The organism is Aliikangiella litoralis (genome assembly GCF_052495765.1).
Window position 1 is genome coordinate 5,193,960 of sequence record NZ_CP199292.1, and the last position, 13,857, is coordinate 5,207,816.

The 13,857-nt window shown below is 36.0% G+C and carries 17 protein-coding genes; 7 read left to right on the forward strand and 10 right to left on the reverse strand.

Going from position 1 to position 13,857, the window contains the following annotated elements; genetic code table 11:
- Nucleotides 1-5 precede the first annotated feature (5 nt).
- The 3 genes from ACT5E3_RS21645 (at nucleotide 6) to ruvX (ending at nucleotide 1,996) form a co-directional block, all read left to right on the forward strand.
- Entirely contained in the window at nucleotides 6-899 is an 894-nt protein-coding gene (locus ACT5E3_RS21645; RefSeq protein ID WP_444995641.1) for an energy transducer TonB, read from the forward strand.
- Between the two features lie 120 nt (nucleotides 900-1,019).
- Nucleotides 1,020-1,583: a YqgE/AlgH family protein gene (locus ACT5E3_RS21650; RefSeq protein ID WP_444995642.1), complete on the forward strand. Its 564-nt coding sequence runs from the start codon at nucleotides 1,020-1,022 to the stop codon at nucleotides 1,581-1,583.
- Nucleotides 1,580-1,996, forward strand: coding sequence for a Holliday junction resolvase RuvX (ruvX, locus tag ACT5E3_RS21655; protein ID WP_444995643.1), 417 nt, complete (start codon nucleotides 1,580-1,582; stop codon nucleotides 1,994-1,996). Before ACT5E3_RS21650 ends, ruvX begins: the two co-directional genes overlap by 4 nt.
- A 28-nt stretch (nucleotides 1,997-2,024) precedes the next feature.
- On the opposite strand, the gene ACT5E3_RS21660 is transcribed toward ruvX, so the two are convergent.
- The 7 genes from ACT5E3_RS21660 to ACT5E3_RS21690 all read right to left on the reverse strand — a co-directional run bounded on the left by ACT5E3_RS21660 (nucleotide 2,025) and on the right by ACT5E3_RS21690 (nucleotide 8,073).
- Nucleotides 2,025-2,624: a peptidylprolyl isomerase gene (locus ACT5E3_RS21660; protein ID WP_444995644.1), complete on the reverse strand. Its 600-nt coding sequence runs from the start codon at nucleotides 2,622-2,624 to the stop codon at nucleotides 2,025-2,027.
- 62 nt (nucleotides 2,625-2,686) lie between these two features.
- Nucleotides 2,687-3,595 (reverse strand): cation diffusion facilitator family transporter, encoded by a 909-nt coding sequence (locus ACT5E3_RS21665; RefSeq protein ID WP_444995645.1) that lies wholly within the window; start codon nucleotides 3,593-3,595, stop codon nucleotides 2,687-2,689.
- A gap of 91 nt (nucleotides 3,596-3,686) precedes the next feature.
- Nucleotides 3,687-4,949 carry a proline racemase family protein gene (locus tag ACT5E3_RS21670; RefSeq protein WP_444995646.1) on the reverse strand — a complete coding sequence of 421 codons (1,263 nt, stop codon included), beginning with the start codon at nucleotides 4,947-4,949 and terminating at the stop codon, nucleotides 3,687-3,689.
- Between the two features lie 75 nt (nucleotides 4,950-5,024).
- Nucleotides 5,025-5,786: an alpha/beta hydrolase gene (locus ACT5E3_RS21675; RefSeq protein WP_444995647.1), complete on the reverse strand. Its 762-nt coding sequence runs from the start codon at nucleotides 5,784-5,786 to the stop codon at nucleotides 5,025-5,027.
- Nucleotides 5,787-5,860: 74 nt separating this feature from the next.
- Nucleotides 5,861-7,051 (reverse strand): MalY/PatB family protein, encoded by a 1,191-nt coding sequence (locus tag ACT5E3_RS21680; RefSeq protein WP_444995648.1) that lies wholly within the window; start codon nucleotides 7,049-7,051, stop codon nucleotides 5,861-5,863.
- Nucleotides 7,052-7,056: 5 nt separating this feature from the next.
- Nucleotides 7,057-7,407, reverse strand: coding sequence for a VOC family protein (locus ACT5E3_RS21685; RefSeq protein WP_444995649.1), 351 nt, complete (start codon nucleotides 7,405-7,407; stop codon nucleotides 7,057-7,059).
- Between the two features lie 246 nt (nucleotides 7,408-7,653).
- On the reverse strand, nucleotides 7,654-8,073 hold the full coding sequence (locus tag ACT5E3_RS21690; protein ID WP_444995650.1) for a GFA family protein: 420 nt from the start codon (nucleotides 8,071-8,073) through the stop codon (nucleotides 7,654-7,656).
- A 138-nt stretch (nucleotides 8,074-8,211) separates the two neighbouring features.
- Here ACT5E3_RS21690 and tsaA point away from each other — a divergent pair, with 138 nt between their 5' ends.
- A complete protein-coding gene (tsaA, locus tag ACT5E3_RS21695) occupies nucleotides 8,212-8,946 on the forward strand; it encodes a tRNA (N6-threonylcarbamoyladenosine(37)-N6)-methyltransferase TrmO (RefSeq protein WP_444995651.1) in 735 nt (244 codons plus the stop codon).
- Nucleotides 8,947-8,960: 14 nt separating this feature from the next.
- Here tsaA and ACT5E3_RS21700 read toward each other — a convergent pair whose 3' ends face one another.
- On the reverse strand, nucleotides 8,961-10,106 hold the full coding sequence (locus tag ACT5E3_RS21700) for a hypothetical protein (RefSeq protein ID WP_444995652.1): 1,146 nt from the start codon (nucleotides 10,104-10,106) through the stop codon (nucleotides 8,961-8,963).
- A gap of 70 nt (nucleotides 10,107-10,176) precedes the next feature.
- On the reverse strand, nucleotides 10,177-11,283 hold the full coding sequence (locus tag ACT5E3_RS21705; RefSeq protein ID WP_444995653.1) for an SPFH domain-containing protein: 1,107 nt from the start codon (nucleotides 11,281-11,283) through the stop codon (nucleotides 10,177-10,179).
- A 584-nt stretch (nucleotides 11,284-11,867) separates the two neighbouring features.
- On the opposite strand from ACT5E3_RS21705, the gene ACT5E3_RS21710 reads away from it, so the two are divergent.
- Complete coding sequence (locus ACT5E3_RS21710; protein ID WP_444995654.1) at nucleotides 11,868-12,485, forward strand: outer membrane beta-barrel protein; 618 nt, start codon at nucleotides 11,868-11,870, stop codon at nucleotides 12,483-12,485.
- A gap of 45 nt (nucleotides 12,486-12,530) precedes the next feature.
- Here the strand turns inward: ACT5E3_RS21710 and ACT5E3_RS21715 are convergent, their stop codons facing one another.
- Entirely contained in the window at nucleotides 12,531-12,968 is a 438-nt protein-coding gene (locus ACT5E3_RS21715; RefSeq protein WP_444995655.1) for a GNAT family N-acetyltransferase, read from the reverse strand.
- Nucleotides 12,969-13,149: 181 nt separating this feature from the next.
- Between ACT5E3_RS21715 and ACT5E3_RS21720 the strand changes: the two genes are divergently transcribed.
- Nucleotides 13,150-13,362 (forward strand): DUF3185 family protein, encoded by a 213-nt coding sequence (locus ACT5E3_RS21720; RefSeq protein WP_444995656.1) that lies wholly within the window; start codon nucleotides 13,150-13,152, stop codon nucleotides 13,360-13,362.
- Between the two features lie 15 nt (nucleotides 13,363-13,377).
- On the forward strand, nucleotides 13,378-13,629 hold the full coding sequence (locus tag ACT5E3_RS21725) for a GlsB/YeaQ/YmgE family stress response membrane protein (protein WP_444995657.1): 252 nt from the start codon (nucleotides 13,378-13,380) through the stop codon (nucleotides 13,627-13,629).
- Nucleotides 13,630-13,857 lie beyond the last annotated feature (228 nt).

Genomic DNA, 13,857 nt, shown 5'->3' on the forward strand with positions numbered 1-13,857 from the left:
ATTAAATGCAAAACCATCAAGGTATTATTGATTTAGAAAATCAACCCAAAATCAGCCAATTAGATAAAGTCATGTTTTGCTCGTTTCTAGCAATTGCTTTTCATGCACTGTTATTTTTTGGGTTAGGTTTCAAGCTACCAGACTTGACGAGCAGTCAATATGAAAAAACTTTCAATGTAGTGCTCGCTCAATTTGAAGCAGAAAAAAAGCCGGAAAAAGCAGACTTTATCGGTCAAGCTAACCAAGAAGGCGGAGGCGAAAGCGAGCAATTACTAGCTCCAAGTGCCACTGAAATGGCACAATTTAATGATCCGAACCAAATATCTTCAGAACCACAACAAAGGCTTCAACAACAAAACAGCCAGCAACCTACACCAGAAATATTAACCGCTCAAGGCAATCAAACAGCACTGGCAAAAATAAAAGATATCAGCGAACAAAGTGAAAAGCTACCGGATGCAGCTTCCTTAATTGATAAAAGCTACCGATTAACCGGATTAATTGCTAACTTAGATAATCGCAACATTAACCAAGCTAAAAAGGCACGTAAACGACCGATCTCTGCTTCAATTCACCGCTCTTCTGATGCTTTATATTTGGACAGCTGGAGACGCAAAATAGAACGAGTTGGCAATCAGAATTACCCTACTCAGGCCAAAGTCGATAAAGTTTTTGGCAACCTGACTTTAAAAGTATCAATTAATAGAGATGGAACCGTTCATGATATTAAAATCATGAAAAGTTCCGGTAGTAAAATACTTGATGATTCCGCACTAAGAATAGTTCGCTTAGCAGCTCCTTTTAAGCCTCTCACCAAAGAAATGTCGAAAGATACTGATATTTTAGAAATTATACGAGTTTGGCAATTTCAACCTGACTATAGCTTGCAAACTAATTAACTCGGACAAAACCTGTAATTTTTAGCAAAAATGGCTAAGTGGCGACTTTGATAGAACAATAATCACAAATAATTAAGATGTTGACTTGTTTTTCAAAATTTTAATGCCAACAATATACTTATGAACGTATTTAACAGTTTAAAAAATCATATGCTTATTGCAATGCCATCATTGCAAGATTTGAATTTCGATCATAGTGTGACTTTAATTTGTGAACACAACCAAGATGGAGCAATGGGTATTGTTATAAACCACCCTCTCGATTTTTCCACTTACGAATTGTTAGAGCATATGGAAATTCCTTGTTTAGAGCACCGAAATATCAACCCTGTATTTGCAGGAGGCCCAGTTCAAGTTGATCGTGGTTTTGTTATACACCGAGCAGAACAACTATTATGGAAATCGAGTATTAGCTTAGAAAATAATATTGCGGTAACCACCTCTCTTGATATTTTGCACGCGATTGGCCGTCATGAAGTTGATAGTGAGGCATTTGTTGCATTAGGTTATGCAGGGTGGGAAGCAGGCCAACTTGAGCAAGAAATTCTTGATAATGTCTGGTTAACTGTCCCCGTTGACCCAGCAATAATATTTTCGACAGATATTGATAAACGCTGGGAAAAAGCAGTTCAATTATTAGGCTTTGATGTTAATAACTTATCTAATTTCACTGGCCACGCATGAGTCAAATTATTGCTTTTGATTTTGGCCTGGCTAGAATAGGCGTTGCTGTCGGTCAATCAATCACTCAAACCGCATCACCACTGAATACACTTAAAGCACTTGATGGAAAACCTGACTGGGAGCTAGTTAACCAACTCATTCAACAGTGGAAACCAAGCAAGGTACTCATCGGAGAGCCATTCAATATGGATGGCAGCGATCAGGAAATAACACTTCGCGCTAGAAAGTTTGCCAACCAAATACACGGCAGGTTTGGTGTACAGACTGAAATGGTTGATGAACGCTTATCAAGTGCTGCCGCCAGAGAAGAGTTATTTGAGTTTGGAGGATACAAAAAATTAAAAAAATCACAAATTGATAGTGTAGCAGCAGCACTCATTTTGGAATCATGGTTTATGCATAATCCAGCTTAATCCACCACTCTTCAGCCAACTTAATCCACTACTCTTCAGCTAATATGGTTACCTTTTTTAGCACAATTGGTCTAACTGGCACATCTTCCCAACCTAACCCAGGCTTTACGTGAGTTTGCGCCTTGCCAATCAAATCAAGTATTTCAGAGCCCTCAACAACCACACCAAAAACAGTATATCCCCAACCTTTTCCGGGATCTAAACTTTCATTATCAGCCATATTAAAATAGAACTGGTTCGTGGCTGAATGAGGAGGGTTTTCTCTAGCCATAGCAATGGTATGAAGTTCATTTTTTAAACCATTACCCGATTCATTAAAAATCGGTGCTTTTTGTTCTCTAGGCTGATATGAAACATCATAGCCGCCACCTTGTATAACAAAATCAGCAACAACTCGATGAAATATAGTACCGTCATAAGCGCCTGATGCTGCATAGGTTAAAAAATTATTAACCGTTATAGGCGCTCTACTTCTATCAAGTTCTACTAAAATTTTACCTACAGGCGTTTCAAAAGAGACTCTTGGGAATAAGTTATCAGGTTGAATTTTTTCACCATTATTGGCCAGTACAAGGTTACTGAACAAGGTGAAATAAAAACCAATAAATATAGTCGCTTTAATTTTCAAATTATTACCCTTTTTATTGAATGTCTCAATCGCGGTAATAATGATACTAACTGATAAAAAGCTCAAGCTTCAACATGAAATGGCTCCACGTGAATAGAAATATCAGAGACACCAAACTTATCACCAAATAAATCCTCAATCTCATCACATATCTGATGAGACTCTTCAGTGGTTAAATCATGAGCTACACTAATTACCATATCAACGGTGGCTGCATTACCAATCCAACGAGAGCGAACTTGAGTGACATCTTCAACACCACCAACTTTCAATGCTAATTGACTCAACTTTTCAGGATCAATTGCATATTCATCGACTAGTACTGGTGCTGCTTTTTTAAACAGCTCAAAAGCAAGATAAAGAATTAAACCAGCAACACCTAGCGCACAAAGCTGATCTAACCACACATATCCCATTGCTGAAAGCTGCCAGCCCCCAATAACAACTAAAGTTGTTAAAACATCAGCAAACGTATGACTCGCATCCGCATGAAGCAAATCAGAGTTGAGGCGCTTTGCCCATCCTCTTTGCCAAGTTGCTAATGAAATATTGACCACTAATACCGTTAACATAACCATAAGTTCCCAACTTGAACTAACCACTTCAGAACTATCACGACGAATAGCATGAAGCCCTAGTTCAAAGGCTAATACGACTAAAACAACTGCCAACCCTAGTACAGCTAATGTTTCAAATTTGCGGTGGCCATAGGGGTGTTCTTTGTCAGCAGGTTTGGTAGAATGTTTTAAAACAGCCCAAGCAACAATGTTATTGGCAACATCAGTTAGAGAATGTAAAGCATCACCAATAATTGCTAAAGAGCCAGTAGAGATCCCAACAATGACTTTGGCTAACAAAACTAAAGCATTTGCACTCCCCTCAATTAAAACGACTCGCTGTACAGCCCGGTCTTTTTTTTGTTCTAAGCATTGGTTTTTGTCAATATTTTTATCTTTATCCAAAGCAGACATGTAGACACCGTACTTTTATTTTCTATCAATAAATATTAACGCTTTTCCCTTTAATTTGCCGCATTTAAAACACGATAAATAGAAGTTGGTACTAACGTACCAAAAAACCTTTATTCAATGCATCATCAGGATTAATAATAAAATGGTTCATACCACAGATATAGGCATCACCAGTAACCAGCGGTATTACTGCTGAGGAATTAGCATATTGAATTTCTTTCACTACTTGAATCGAAAAACAAGAGCCGAGAATACTCTCAATCAACATAACTTCTTCAAGCGCGATTTCTTTACGTGCATAATGAATAGCCATTCTGCCTGAAACACCTGAGCCGGTCGGTGAACGATCGAGTTCTCCGTCAGCAAAAATACAAACATTTCGACTATCAGCTTTTTCGCTCAAAGCAGGCGAGATGAAAATAACACCATACAATTCATTCAGTTCAGTTTCATACGGATGTTCTAGTAGTGTAGTTTGTTGAGCAACAGCATGTTTAATTTCTTTACCTAGTTCGATCAAACGACTACTATTTTCTGGTATTAACTTAAGCTCAAACTGTTCAATATCTACGTAAGCATAAAATGCCCCGCCGAATGCCAGATCGTACTGAATAGTTTTGCCTACTTGAGACAAATAAACCGTTTGATCAAGCCCTTTAACAAAAGAAGGGACACACTCAAATGAGGCCTTAATTTTCCCATTAATAACAGTCCCTGTTGCCTTAATTAAACCACAAGGAGCTTCTATATTGAGTTGAGCTTGATCATTGATAATATCAACCCACCCCATTTCCATTGATAGTGTCATAATTGCAATCACTGCATGACCACACATGTTGCTATAACCTTCATTATGCATAAAAATAGCACTACAATCTGCATCTGGGTGAAAAGGCGGCAAAATTAAACAGCCATACATATCTGCATGCCCTCTTGGCTCAAACATCAACGCTGTTCTTAAATGATCAAAGCCAGCTTTTAGTTTTTGACGATAATCCAAAATTGAGTCTGCTTGTATATTCGGATAACCATCAACGATAATACGCAAAGGTTCCCCACCAGTATGCATATCAATTGTTTTAATTTGTAAACACTTATCATTAGCAGGATAAATTTTTTTTTCTGTAAAGCGCTCAATAAAAGATGACATCTGCTTCTCACTTTTGCTTAATAATATAGCTAAATCACTATCAATTGACACAATAAAAGCCGTTATTTTTGCCGCTCTTTTCGTTGTCTGACTTGTCCATAGAGCGGCTATGCACTGCGCCAGACGCCTTAATAGTGACAAAAATCCCTGACTTTTCTCTATGTCAATTGATAGTGATTTAGCTATAAGCTGCTGTTTAATCATGGTTTTTCAAGTGACAAAGAATAACACAGCAAGAATCGTATGCAATATCAAATTAATTTTAACAATACTTTTTAATTAGCTGGAAGGAAAAAAGTAGATCAACAAATCATCAAGAACCCGCCTCCAATTTTTCCAGTTATGTCGACCATTGCGAATTTCTTTATACTTAATAGGGTATCCTTTCGTTCTTAATATTCGATGAAATCGCCGTGTTTTATCTTCATTATCACCAATTGTCCCGGTACTGAGAAAGAAGTTTAGCGGCAAACGCTCGATATGTTTATAAGCATGAAGAATTTTGGGAACTAGGTGCATTGCAGGCGACAGCATTCCAATGCCCCCAAAAGTCGAATGGGCTAATAGACCAAAACAAGCTGAGTTTAACCCACCAAATGAAAGCCCTAAAATAACTCTTTTATTGGCTGATGGCTTGGTTCGATATTGTTTATCAATAGTCGGTACTAATTCGTGCACATAAAAATCAGAATACTTAGTGTTACAAAAAAATTCAGAATTTCTACGATTATTTTCTAAATTCCCCGGCTCTCTTGTATCGATAAAAACAGCGATTATTGGAACTATTTTTTTACTCTGAATAAGCTTACTAATCACTTTCGTCATCTGTCCATAAAATATATAACTCGGTCCATCGGTTATATAAATTACAGGCAGTTCTTCCAAATCAGCATAGTCATGGGGCAGAAAAACACGGTAATTAATGCTGTAACCAAGCCTATTACTTTTTATTTCAATATTTTCACTCAACCCATTAAAAGGTAAAGAATATATATTTAAAGGCAAATAACACAATATCAAAATAAAAATATTGCGAAACATTAATAGACCTCACTCTTAGTTTATTTCTTAAAGTTGATCACCCAAAAATTGTAATAAATAAAATTAAAAAAATATTAAGTTCGATTATCAGTAATTGCGCGATGAATTTGTGTTAATGCTTGCTGTAACAACGCCATAGAACATGCAAAGTTAATGCGAAAATGATTTTTTCCTGTTTTACCAAACAATAACCCATCATGTAAACCGACTCCGGCTTGTTCGATGAGGAGCTTATTAATTAGTGAGTGCTCCATTTCTAATGCAGAGAAATCTAACCAGGCAAGGTATGTTCCTTGTGCTTTAGAAAGTTTAACCTGAGGCAAATTATTTTGTAAAAAAGACTCAATAAAATCTCTATTTTTTTTTAGGTATAATAATAACAAATCAAGCCACTCGGCTCCTTTTTCATATCCTGCTTGCGTTGCAACAGCAGACATTACATTATCTAAACTCAGATGAGCAGTATTAATATTATGTCGTAATAAACGGTTGACTCGTTGATTGTCACATATGATTGTTGACTGTGGTAATGCGGCTAGGTTAAAAGTTTTTCCAGGAGAAATTATTGTCGCACTTACTGGCCTTTCTGAAGCGGGTAATTTATTAAAATGAGTATGTTTTGTTTCTCCCCAAACTAAGTCGGCATGAACTTCATCACTAATCACGGTAATCTCATGTTCACGACATAGCTTTGCCAAACGAAGTAATTCTTCTTTTCGCCACACTCTACCAGTAGGGTTATGTGGACTACAAAAAATTAAAAGTTTAGTTTTTTTAGATATCACTTTTTTTAAATGCAAAAAGTCAATTTCATATTCATTATTTTTCTTAACTAAAGGATTTTCAATTAAAATACGGTTATTGTGTTTAACAATACTCATTAGCGGAGGATAAGCTGGTGTTTGTACAATGATTTCATCTTCCTCCTTGGTTAACAGTGTCACCAAATTATTAACGGCTGAAACTGTTCCCGGAGGATAAAAAGAGAGAGCATCAACAGGTACTTTCCACTGATGTCGTTGAAGTAGCCAGTTTTGTATTGAACGGATGTAGTTTTTGGTTCTGTAGCCGTATCCCATTACAGGATGCTTAAGACGTTGCTCAAGTGCCTTTATAATTACTTTAGGCGTAGCAAAATCCATATCGGCAATCCACAATGGGATTATATCGGATCGACCAAATTTTGTTAGGTTATAATCCCACTTGTACGAGTCACTATTTTGACGATTTGGAGGAAAATCAAAGCACTCAAATAAGTCAGACACAAAACTCACTCACTCCAAACAGCAAACTCATTACCATTGACATCATAAAACTGAAATCTCCTCCCACCAGGAAATGAAAAAATAGGCTTAACTATTTCTCCTCCTGCCTCAATAACTTTTTGTAGAGATTCTTCAAGGTTAGCACTATACAAAATAATCAAAGCACTCCCCTTTTCCGTTTTCATACTCAAATTAGACAAATAAAACCCGGCATCAAGTGCAGCATTACTGACTGCACAGTATTCATCACCATAATCAATAAAAGTCCAACCGAATACCTTGCTAAAAAAACTTTTAGTATCCCCAATGTTTTTAACAGGAAACTCAACATAGTTAATCTTATGATGTTTACTCATCAGACTAAAGACCTCACATTATTGTTTGTTCATTTTAATAAAAAGTTTTTATTGATTACATCTTATAGCTGAAACTTAATGATAATCTTATCATCAGTTAATAGAGCATTAGTCCTCTAAAATATATTTGACTCAAATATTCAGCTGCATCTATCATATTATTTATATTAGCTAAATGCCAAATCATTTCTGAGATAATCAACACTAACTTAACAAAAAGCGGTTACCTAATAGACATTCAACTTATCAGTTACTTGCTTCAACATAGCTCGGTAAGTCAGCGATATGTTGTAACCAAGATTGAGCTGAGCAGCTCCACTGCTGATAAAGCGGAGGAAACTCATGATTGTTATCAATACTGCCAACTCGCAAGTTATAAACTTGCTCGCTCTCTTTCGATACAGAGGTCGCATAAATTTGCGTGCCACAATCAGGACAAAAACACTGCTCTCGCTGATTACCACTCTGAGCAACTTTAATATAACTTTTTAAAGTACCGCTGCATAATTCAAAATCATTTTTAGCAACAGGTAAATTCACCCGAAAAGCACTACCAGAAAGATGTTGGCAATCTTTACAATGACATATTCGAGTTTTCTTAGGATTAACATAAGCCTTGTAGCAGATTCGTCCGCAATGGCATCTGCCATTAACTAATACTTTCATACCTCCCTCTCTCTTTTAAAGAACAATTGATTGTAACTAGTAAAGCTTACAATTTTAAACTGTTTTAGTATATATCATTCTCCTGAATATATAATCAGTATATAATTAGTTAACCTATTTTCCAGTCACTTTTTTAAAATGATTTCACCTAATAATGAAGTAATTTTTTCTATCAACCCCATTGGTATTATCCACTCGCCATACAAAGAAAAATTTGCCATACCACGGCAACCAAGAATTATAGACGAGGCTATTGGTACACTTGAGCTTTACTCGCCATATAATCAAAGTGAAATATTATCAGGCATTGAAGAGTTCTCTCATTTATGGCTTGTATTTATTTTTCATGAAACAATGAATAAAGGATGGTCAAATCTAGTCCGGCCACCAAGATTAGGCGGTAATAAAAAGAAGGGAACTTTTGCTACCCGCAGTACTTTTCGCCCTAACCCCATTGGAATATCGGCAGTTAAGTTTCTAGGTCATGAAAAAGAAAAAGATAAGTTACTTTTAAAACTAGGTGGTGTCGACTTGCTTGATAAAACTCCAGTTATTGATATTAAACCTTATATACCTTATTCTGATTCAATAAGTGGCGCTGATGGTGGATTTGCTCATAACAAACCAACTGAAGAAATGCCTGTTATATTTACTGAGCAAGCCCAAAATGATTGTCTATTAGTTAGCAAACAATATCCTTTATTATCATCATTTATTAGTCAAGTGTTAAGTCAAGATCCAAGACCTGCCTATAAAAAAAACAAACAAACAATTCAAGAGTATGCCGTTCACTTATATGACTTCAATATAAAGTGGCAAGTAAAAGATAATTGTAATCACGTTTTATCTGTCAAACCAATAGATAATCAATAACAAGATTGAATGCTTTAATAATTGACCAACCAAAAAACAGCCGCACCAATGGCAAAAATAGAAAGTATCGCTAATGATATTTTGCTCCAACTCCAAGGCCTTTCACCTTGAACTTCTCCAGTTCTAGCATTCACAACAAATCGATACGTTTTTTTATTGTAACGATAAGTGCTTATCCACATAGGAAGTAATATATGCTTAAAAGTCACATTTTCATGCTGCGTTTTGAGAGAGTTAATTCGTTGCTCGTCTCCACCAATATCTTGATTTACTGAAGATATAATTCGATTATTCATTATTTCTTTGGCTTGACTAAAACCATCTCCTAAATCAACCTGATAGCTTTCAGCTTTAAACCCTGCCAAATATTCTTCTTTATATGGAAGCAGATCATTTAAATCCCAAGGCTCTAGTGAGTCTGTTAGTTTCTTAGGGAGAGACTTAGAGGCTATAACTAAAACATCATCAAAGCCTAAAAAAACAACGCCAGAAACATCACTCCAGCGAGTCCGTCTTTCGCTAACCGAATAGCGTTCTTGTTTACCTTCGCTATTTGTTCGAGTTCTGGTGACAGTAACATAATAATAGTCCCCTCTTTCTCCTCGATAGAAACTCGTCGTATCCGCATCGTAAGTCCAAAAAGGCAAGTAAACACCAGAAATAGAATGGTTTAGCTTTGATTTTTTTATCAAAGAGTTTGGTGCAAACCACAAGCTATTTAACCATTGCTCATACTTAATTTTCGCTTTTTTTGAATTAATATAAAAAGGCAATAACGAGCGTGGCTTTATTAATTTTTTTGACTGTGCATTAGTGATAATACTCCCACCACAAAAGTCACAATCATCAGCGATAACATCAGCTTCTGTTGTTGCTTCCGCACCGCAAGAGTCACACTGAAAAACTAAACACTCCGTTGTAATAGATTCTTTTTGCAAACGATTTAAGTGACTTTTAAAATCAAGCTCAACAATATCAGCTTCACTTCTGGGAATTACATTTTCAAAATGACAATATTGACAAACCAGTGACTCTGTTCCAGATTCAAAGTGAAGCTTTGCTGCACACTGATAGCACTTGAATTTTTTTTGTTTAACAATGCTGCTATCTTGAGAAGGTATTGGTTGATTAAAATCTGACGACAAAGAATTCACATCCATTATAATTTTATTACATTATTGGAAATATTAAACACTTTCAATAATTCATACTGATAATCAATTGGTTAAACTAACCAGGAGGCAGTGGAGGCGGAACAGAAGTAAAGAGACTTTTAACCGCTTCTATTTCACCTGATTTTTCCCACTCACTCATACCTTCACACCAAATAAGGCTATCACGTGTCACACTACCATCAGCAATCAATAGTTTTAACTGCTTAATATTAAATGGTCCTTCAGGTTGTCCTTTTATAGCAACATGAAACATTTTTTGTGAGGGTAATGGAGGCGGCTTAGTCACAGGCTGATTAGAAGCTTGTTCAGATTGCATTGCCTGTCCTATTTGATTAGCCATTGCAAATCCCATTCCCATTCCCATTCCACCACCCGCTAAGCCCGATTCATTTTCCGCGGCTTTCTCCATTGCATTTGCAGATTGAAATTGAGTATATTTTTGTAAATTACCAACAACCCCCATACTCGTTCTTTTATCAAGCGCTTCTTCAACCACTGAGGGTAACGAAATATTTTCAACCAACATTTTAGTTAAGCTAATTCCATAACTTAAAAAGTCAGAATGAATTCTATTAGTAATAAATTCACCAAGTTCATCATAATTTGAAGCCATATCCAAAACGGGTATTTTGACTTCTCCAATCACATCAGCAAACCTTGAAACAATCAAATTACGTAACTGCTTTGTGATTTCATCAGTTGTAAAGTGAGGATCTGTACCAACAATTTCTTTTATAAAATGAGGGGCATTTTCAATTCGAATTGAATAGGTACCAAAAGCACGAATACGCACGGGACCAAACTCAGGATCACGCAATGTAATTGGATTTTTAGTTCCCCACTTTAAGTCAATAAAGCGGCGTGTATTAACAAAATAAACTTCTGCTTTAAATGGACTATGAAAACCATACTTCCAACCTTGCAATGTCGATAAAACAGGCAAGTTATCTGTTTCAAGAATATAATCTCCAGGCTGAAAGACATCTGCTATTTTACCTTTGTTTATAAAAACCGCAATTTGCGACTCCCGAACAATTAACTGAGCTCCCATCTTTATTTCATTATCATAGCGCTCAAAACGATAAACCATTGTATCTCGGCTATCATCTAGCCATTCGATGATATCAATAAGCTCGCCACGAAACTTGCCAAATAATCCCATATGGAACCCTTATATTGTCAAAAGTTGATTACACACTTCACAAACTCAATTATTCATATTAGTTCAATTACATTATTAAGAACACTATTACTATTGTCAAACGAAACACTGATATCCAGTTGCCGGAAAATAAAAAATCATATAAGTATCCGTATACCAGCACTCTTTAAAGTTATAGCTAAACCACTATCAATTGGCATAGAAAAAAGTCAGAGATTTTTGTCACTATTAAGGCGTCTGGCGCAGTGCATAGCCGCTCTATGGACAAGTCAGACAACGAAAAGAGCGGCAAAAATAATGACTTTTATTGTGACAATTGATAGTGATTTAGCTATACAGGCTCCAACAAGTAATCTAACGAGCCTCCCCGAAAGAGCTCGAATGATATATAATTATTTACTTTATAAAACGTGTTATTTTGCCAATCTGAGTACATGCTCACAAAGTATCGATTTAAGGCGAATACAATTACCTACAATTGCTACCGTTTCATACAAATTAAAAACAAAATACTCACTGATAAATTAAGTTAAAAAAACTATCATCCTTTTTAGTTAATTTGTACTTAATCAGGAAAACTCATTATGAAAAAACAGTTACTAATTTCAACCATCTTATTCGCTTTATCGAGTAACATAGTACAAGCCAATGAAGTATCTGCCGATAGCACTACGTCCCAATCAAAGCATACTTTTGGTTTTCAAATAAGCAATGGTAGTGCCGAGTATAAAGGCTCAAGCGATGATGGTGATGGAATAGGACAGTCTTACTTATACTATAATTATAAACTATCCCCCACCTACTCAATAGAAGCAGGAATTAATGGGGGCACAGACGTAGATGATTGGGAGTGCTCAAAAGAATATGATGATGATTGGGAATGCCATTCAAATAATGATCCATTTTTTAATCTACAAGCCAATAAACTCTCTTATGGCGGCCTAGTATTAGCTTTAAAAGCAAACTTTCAGCTCACCGAAAAAAATAGTCTTTATGCAAAAATAGGGGGGCAATTTTATGACTATGAATTTAGCAGAAGCTCAGTTAAATTAGATAAAGATGATGGTTTTGGAGCTGTCGTAGAAGCAGGTTGGCAGTATCGCTGGCATTCTGGCTGGGGCATTAATGCAGGCATGACCTACATGGATATGGGTGACTTAAAGACTACAACTTTAAATACTGGCGTAAGCTACGCATTTTAATTCAAGTAATAAAATACGGAAATTTGACTAGAGCATATTGATATTTTATATCTCACCATGCTCTAATTTTATCATTGTGATTAATTCATGCTTTGCTATTTGGGAACTTCCACCAGTTTTTTGATAACCCAGCTCTTCATAAAATTTTTGTAAATAAACATGTGGATGAAGCTCAAATCTTTTAGCTCCTTTTTTTTGAGCAATAGCTTCGAGCGACTCCACCACTTTACGGCCTAAACCCATCGATCTATATTTAGCAATAACAGCAATACGTGAGATTTGAGCTTCTGCTTTACTAATAATAACTCTTCCCGTTGCAGCAGCTTCATTATTCACAGTAATTAATACATGCTCAGCACCTTCATCTTCACCATCAAAATCGGACTCTTCAGGTATACCTTGTTCATATACAAATACATCTCGCCTAATATTCATTGCAGACTTTAACTCGTCTTGATTTAATTGAGTTATTATTTCTATCATATCAATTTCCAAGCAACTCTATTCTTAACAAAGAATATCCGATAAACATTAAATATTGCAACACAAAAACCATATAATTCAACTACTTAAAAACATACTTGTTTTCGATAACTCCTTTAGGTTAATGTTACCACGCAATTAATAGTAGGATATTGCAACCAACAAAACCGGGGAAATATACATGGCAACATCAAAAATAAAATTCAAAGTAGCCGCTATTGCACTGATAATTATAGGTGCAGGTACTGCATTTTGGGGTTACCAAATGTCAGAATCAATTGGTTCACAATTATCACAATCTGTCACCGGCTCCTATAGTGACAAAGTCATGCTGCTACTAATTGGAGGTGCAGCGACTTTTGCCGTCGGTATTTATCTTTTTATAAAAAAATAAAAGAGGTTCAAAATAATGGATACAAATAGTTTACTGATGTTTTTATTAATTGGGGCAATTGCTGGTTGGCTAGCAGGTAACTTCATCAAAGGTAAAGGTTTTGGAATCGTTGGCAACATAATTATCGGCATTATAGGCGCATTAGTAGGAGGCTTTTTATTTGGACTGCTAGGCATTAAAGCAGGTGGAATTATAGGCTCACTGATAACAGCAACAGTAGGCGCAGTGGTACTACTCTATACTATTCGCATCATAAAAAAAGCGTAGTTCCCCACGACTCTTCATGTCCTAGTATTAAGTCTAGGACTCTCTTAACCAATCAATGATATCTTTGATGTCTAGATGTACTCCTCAGCAACTCTCGTCCCAATTGTAATCATTATCAGTAGGAAATAATTCGGCTTAATTTGAAAAAACATCGTTCTAGACAAACGTCTTTTAAAGAAGCGGATAGCCAATAAAAACCTATTGACAACACATACCCATAAAAGTACT

Excerpts from the sequence above, each read along its gene's own strand:
- ACT5E3_RS21645 (WP_444995641.1), top strand. The coding sequence starts at position 6 with ATGCAAAACCATCAAGGTATTATTGATTTAGAAAATCAACCCAAAATC.
- ACT5E3_RS21650 (WP_444995642.1), top strand. The coding sequence starts at position 1,020 with ATGAACGTATTTAACAGTTTAAAAAATCATATGCTTATTGCAATGCCA.
- ruvX (WP_444995643.1), top strand. The coding sequence starts at position 1,580 with ATGAGTCAAATTATTGCTTTTGATTTTGGCCTGGCTAGAATAGGCGTT.
- ACT5E3_RS21665 (WP_444995645.1), bottom strand. The coding sequence starts at position 3,595 with ATGTCTGCTTTGGATAAAGATAAAAATATTGACAAAAACCAATGCTTA.
- ACT5E3_RS21670 (WP_444995646.1), bottom strand. The coding sequence starts at position 4,949 with ATGATTAAACAGCAGCTTATAGCTAAATCACTATCAATTGACATAGAG.
- ACT5E3_RS21675 (WP_444995647.1), bottom strand. The coding sequence starts at position 5,786 with ATGTTTCGCAATATTTTTATTTTGATATTGTGTTATTTGCCTTTAAAT.
- ACT5E3_RS21685 (WP_444995649.1), bottom strand. The coding sequence starts at position 7,407 with ATGAGTAAACATCATAAGATTAACTATGTTGAGTTTCCTGTTAAAAAC.
- ACT5E3_RS21690 (WP_444995650.1), bottom strand. The coding sequence starts at position 8,073 with ATGAAAGTATTAGTTAATGGCAGATGCCATTGCGGACGAATCTGCTAC.
- tsaA (WP_444995651.1), top strand. The coding sequence starts at position 8,212 with ATGATTTCACCTAATAATGAAGTAATTTTTTCTATCAACCCCATTGGT.
- ACT5E3_RS21700 (WP_444995652.1), bottom strand. The coding sequence starts at position 10,106 with ATGGATGTGAATTCTTTGTCGTCAGATTTTAATCAACCAATACCTTCT.
- ACT5E3_RS21705 (WP_444995653.1), bottom strand. The coding sequence starts at position 11,283 with ATGGGATTATTTGGCAAGTTTCGTGGCGAGCTTATTGATATCATCGAA.
- ACT5E3_RS21710 (WP_444995654.1), top strand. The coding sequence starts at position 11,868 with ATGAAAAAACAGTTACTAATTTCAACCATCTTATTCGCTTTATCGAGT.
- ACT5E3_RS21715 (WP_444995655.1), bottom strand. The coding sequence starts at position 12,968 with ATGATAGAAATAATAACTCAATTAAATCAAGACGAGTTAAAGTCTGCA.
- ACT5E3_RS21720 (WP_444995656.1), top strand. The coding sequence starts at position 13,150 with ATGGCAACATCAAAAATAAAATTCAAAGTAGCCGCTATTGCACTGATA.
- ACT5E3_RS21725 (WP_444995657.1), top strand. The coding sequence starts at position 13,378 with ATGGATACAAATAGTTTACTGATGTTTTTATTAATTGGGGCAATTGCT.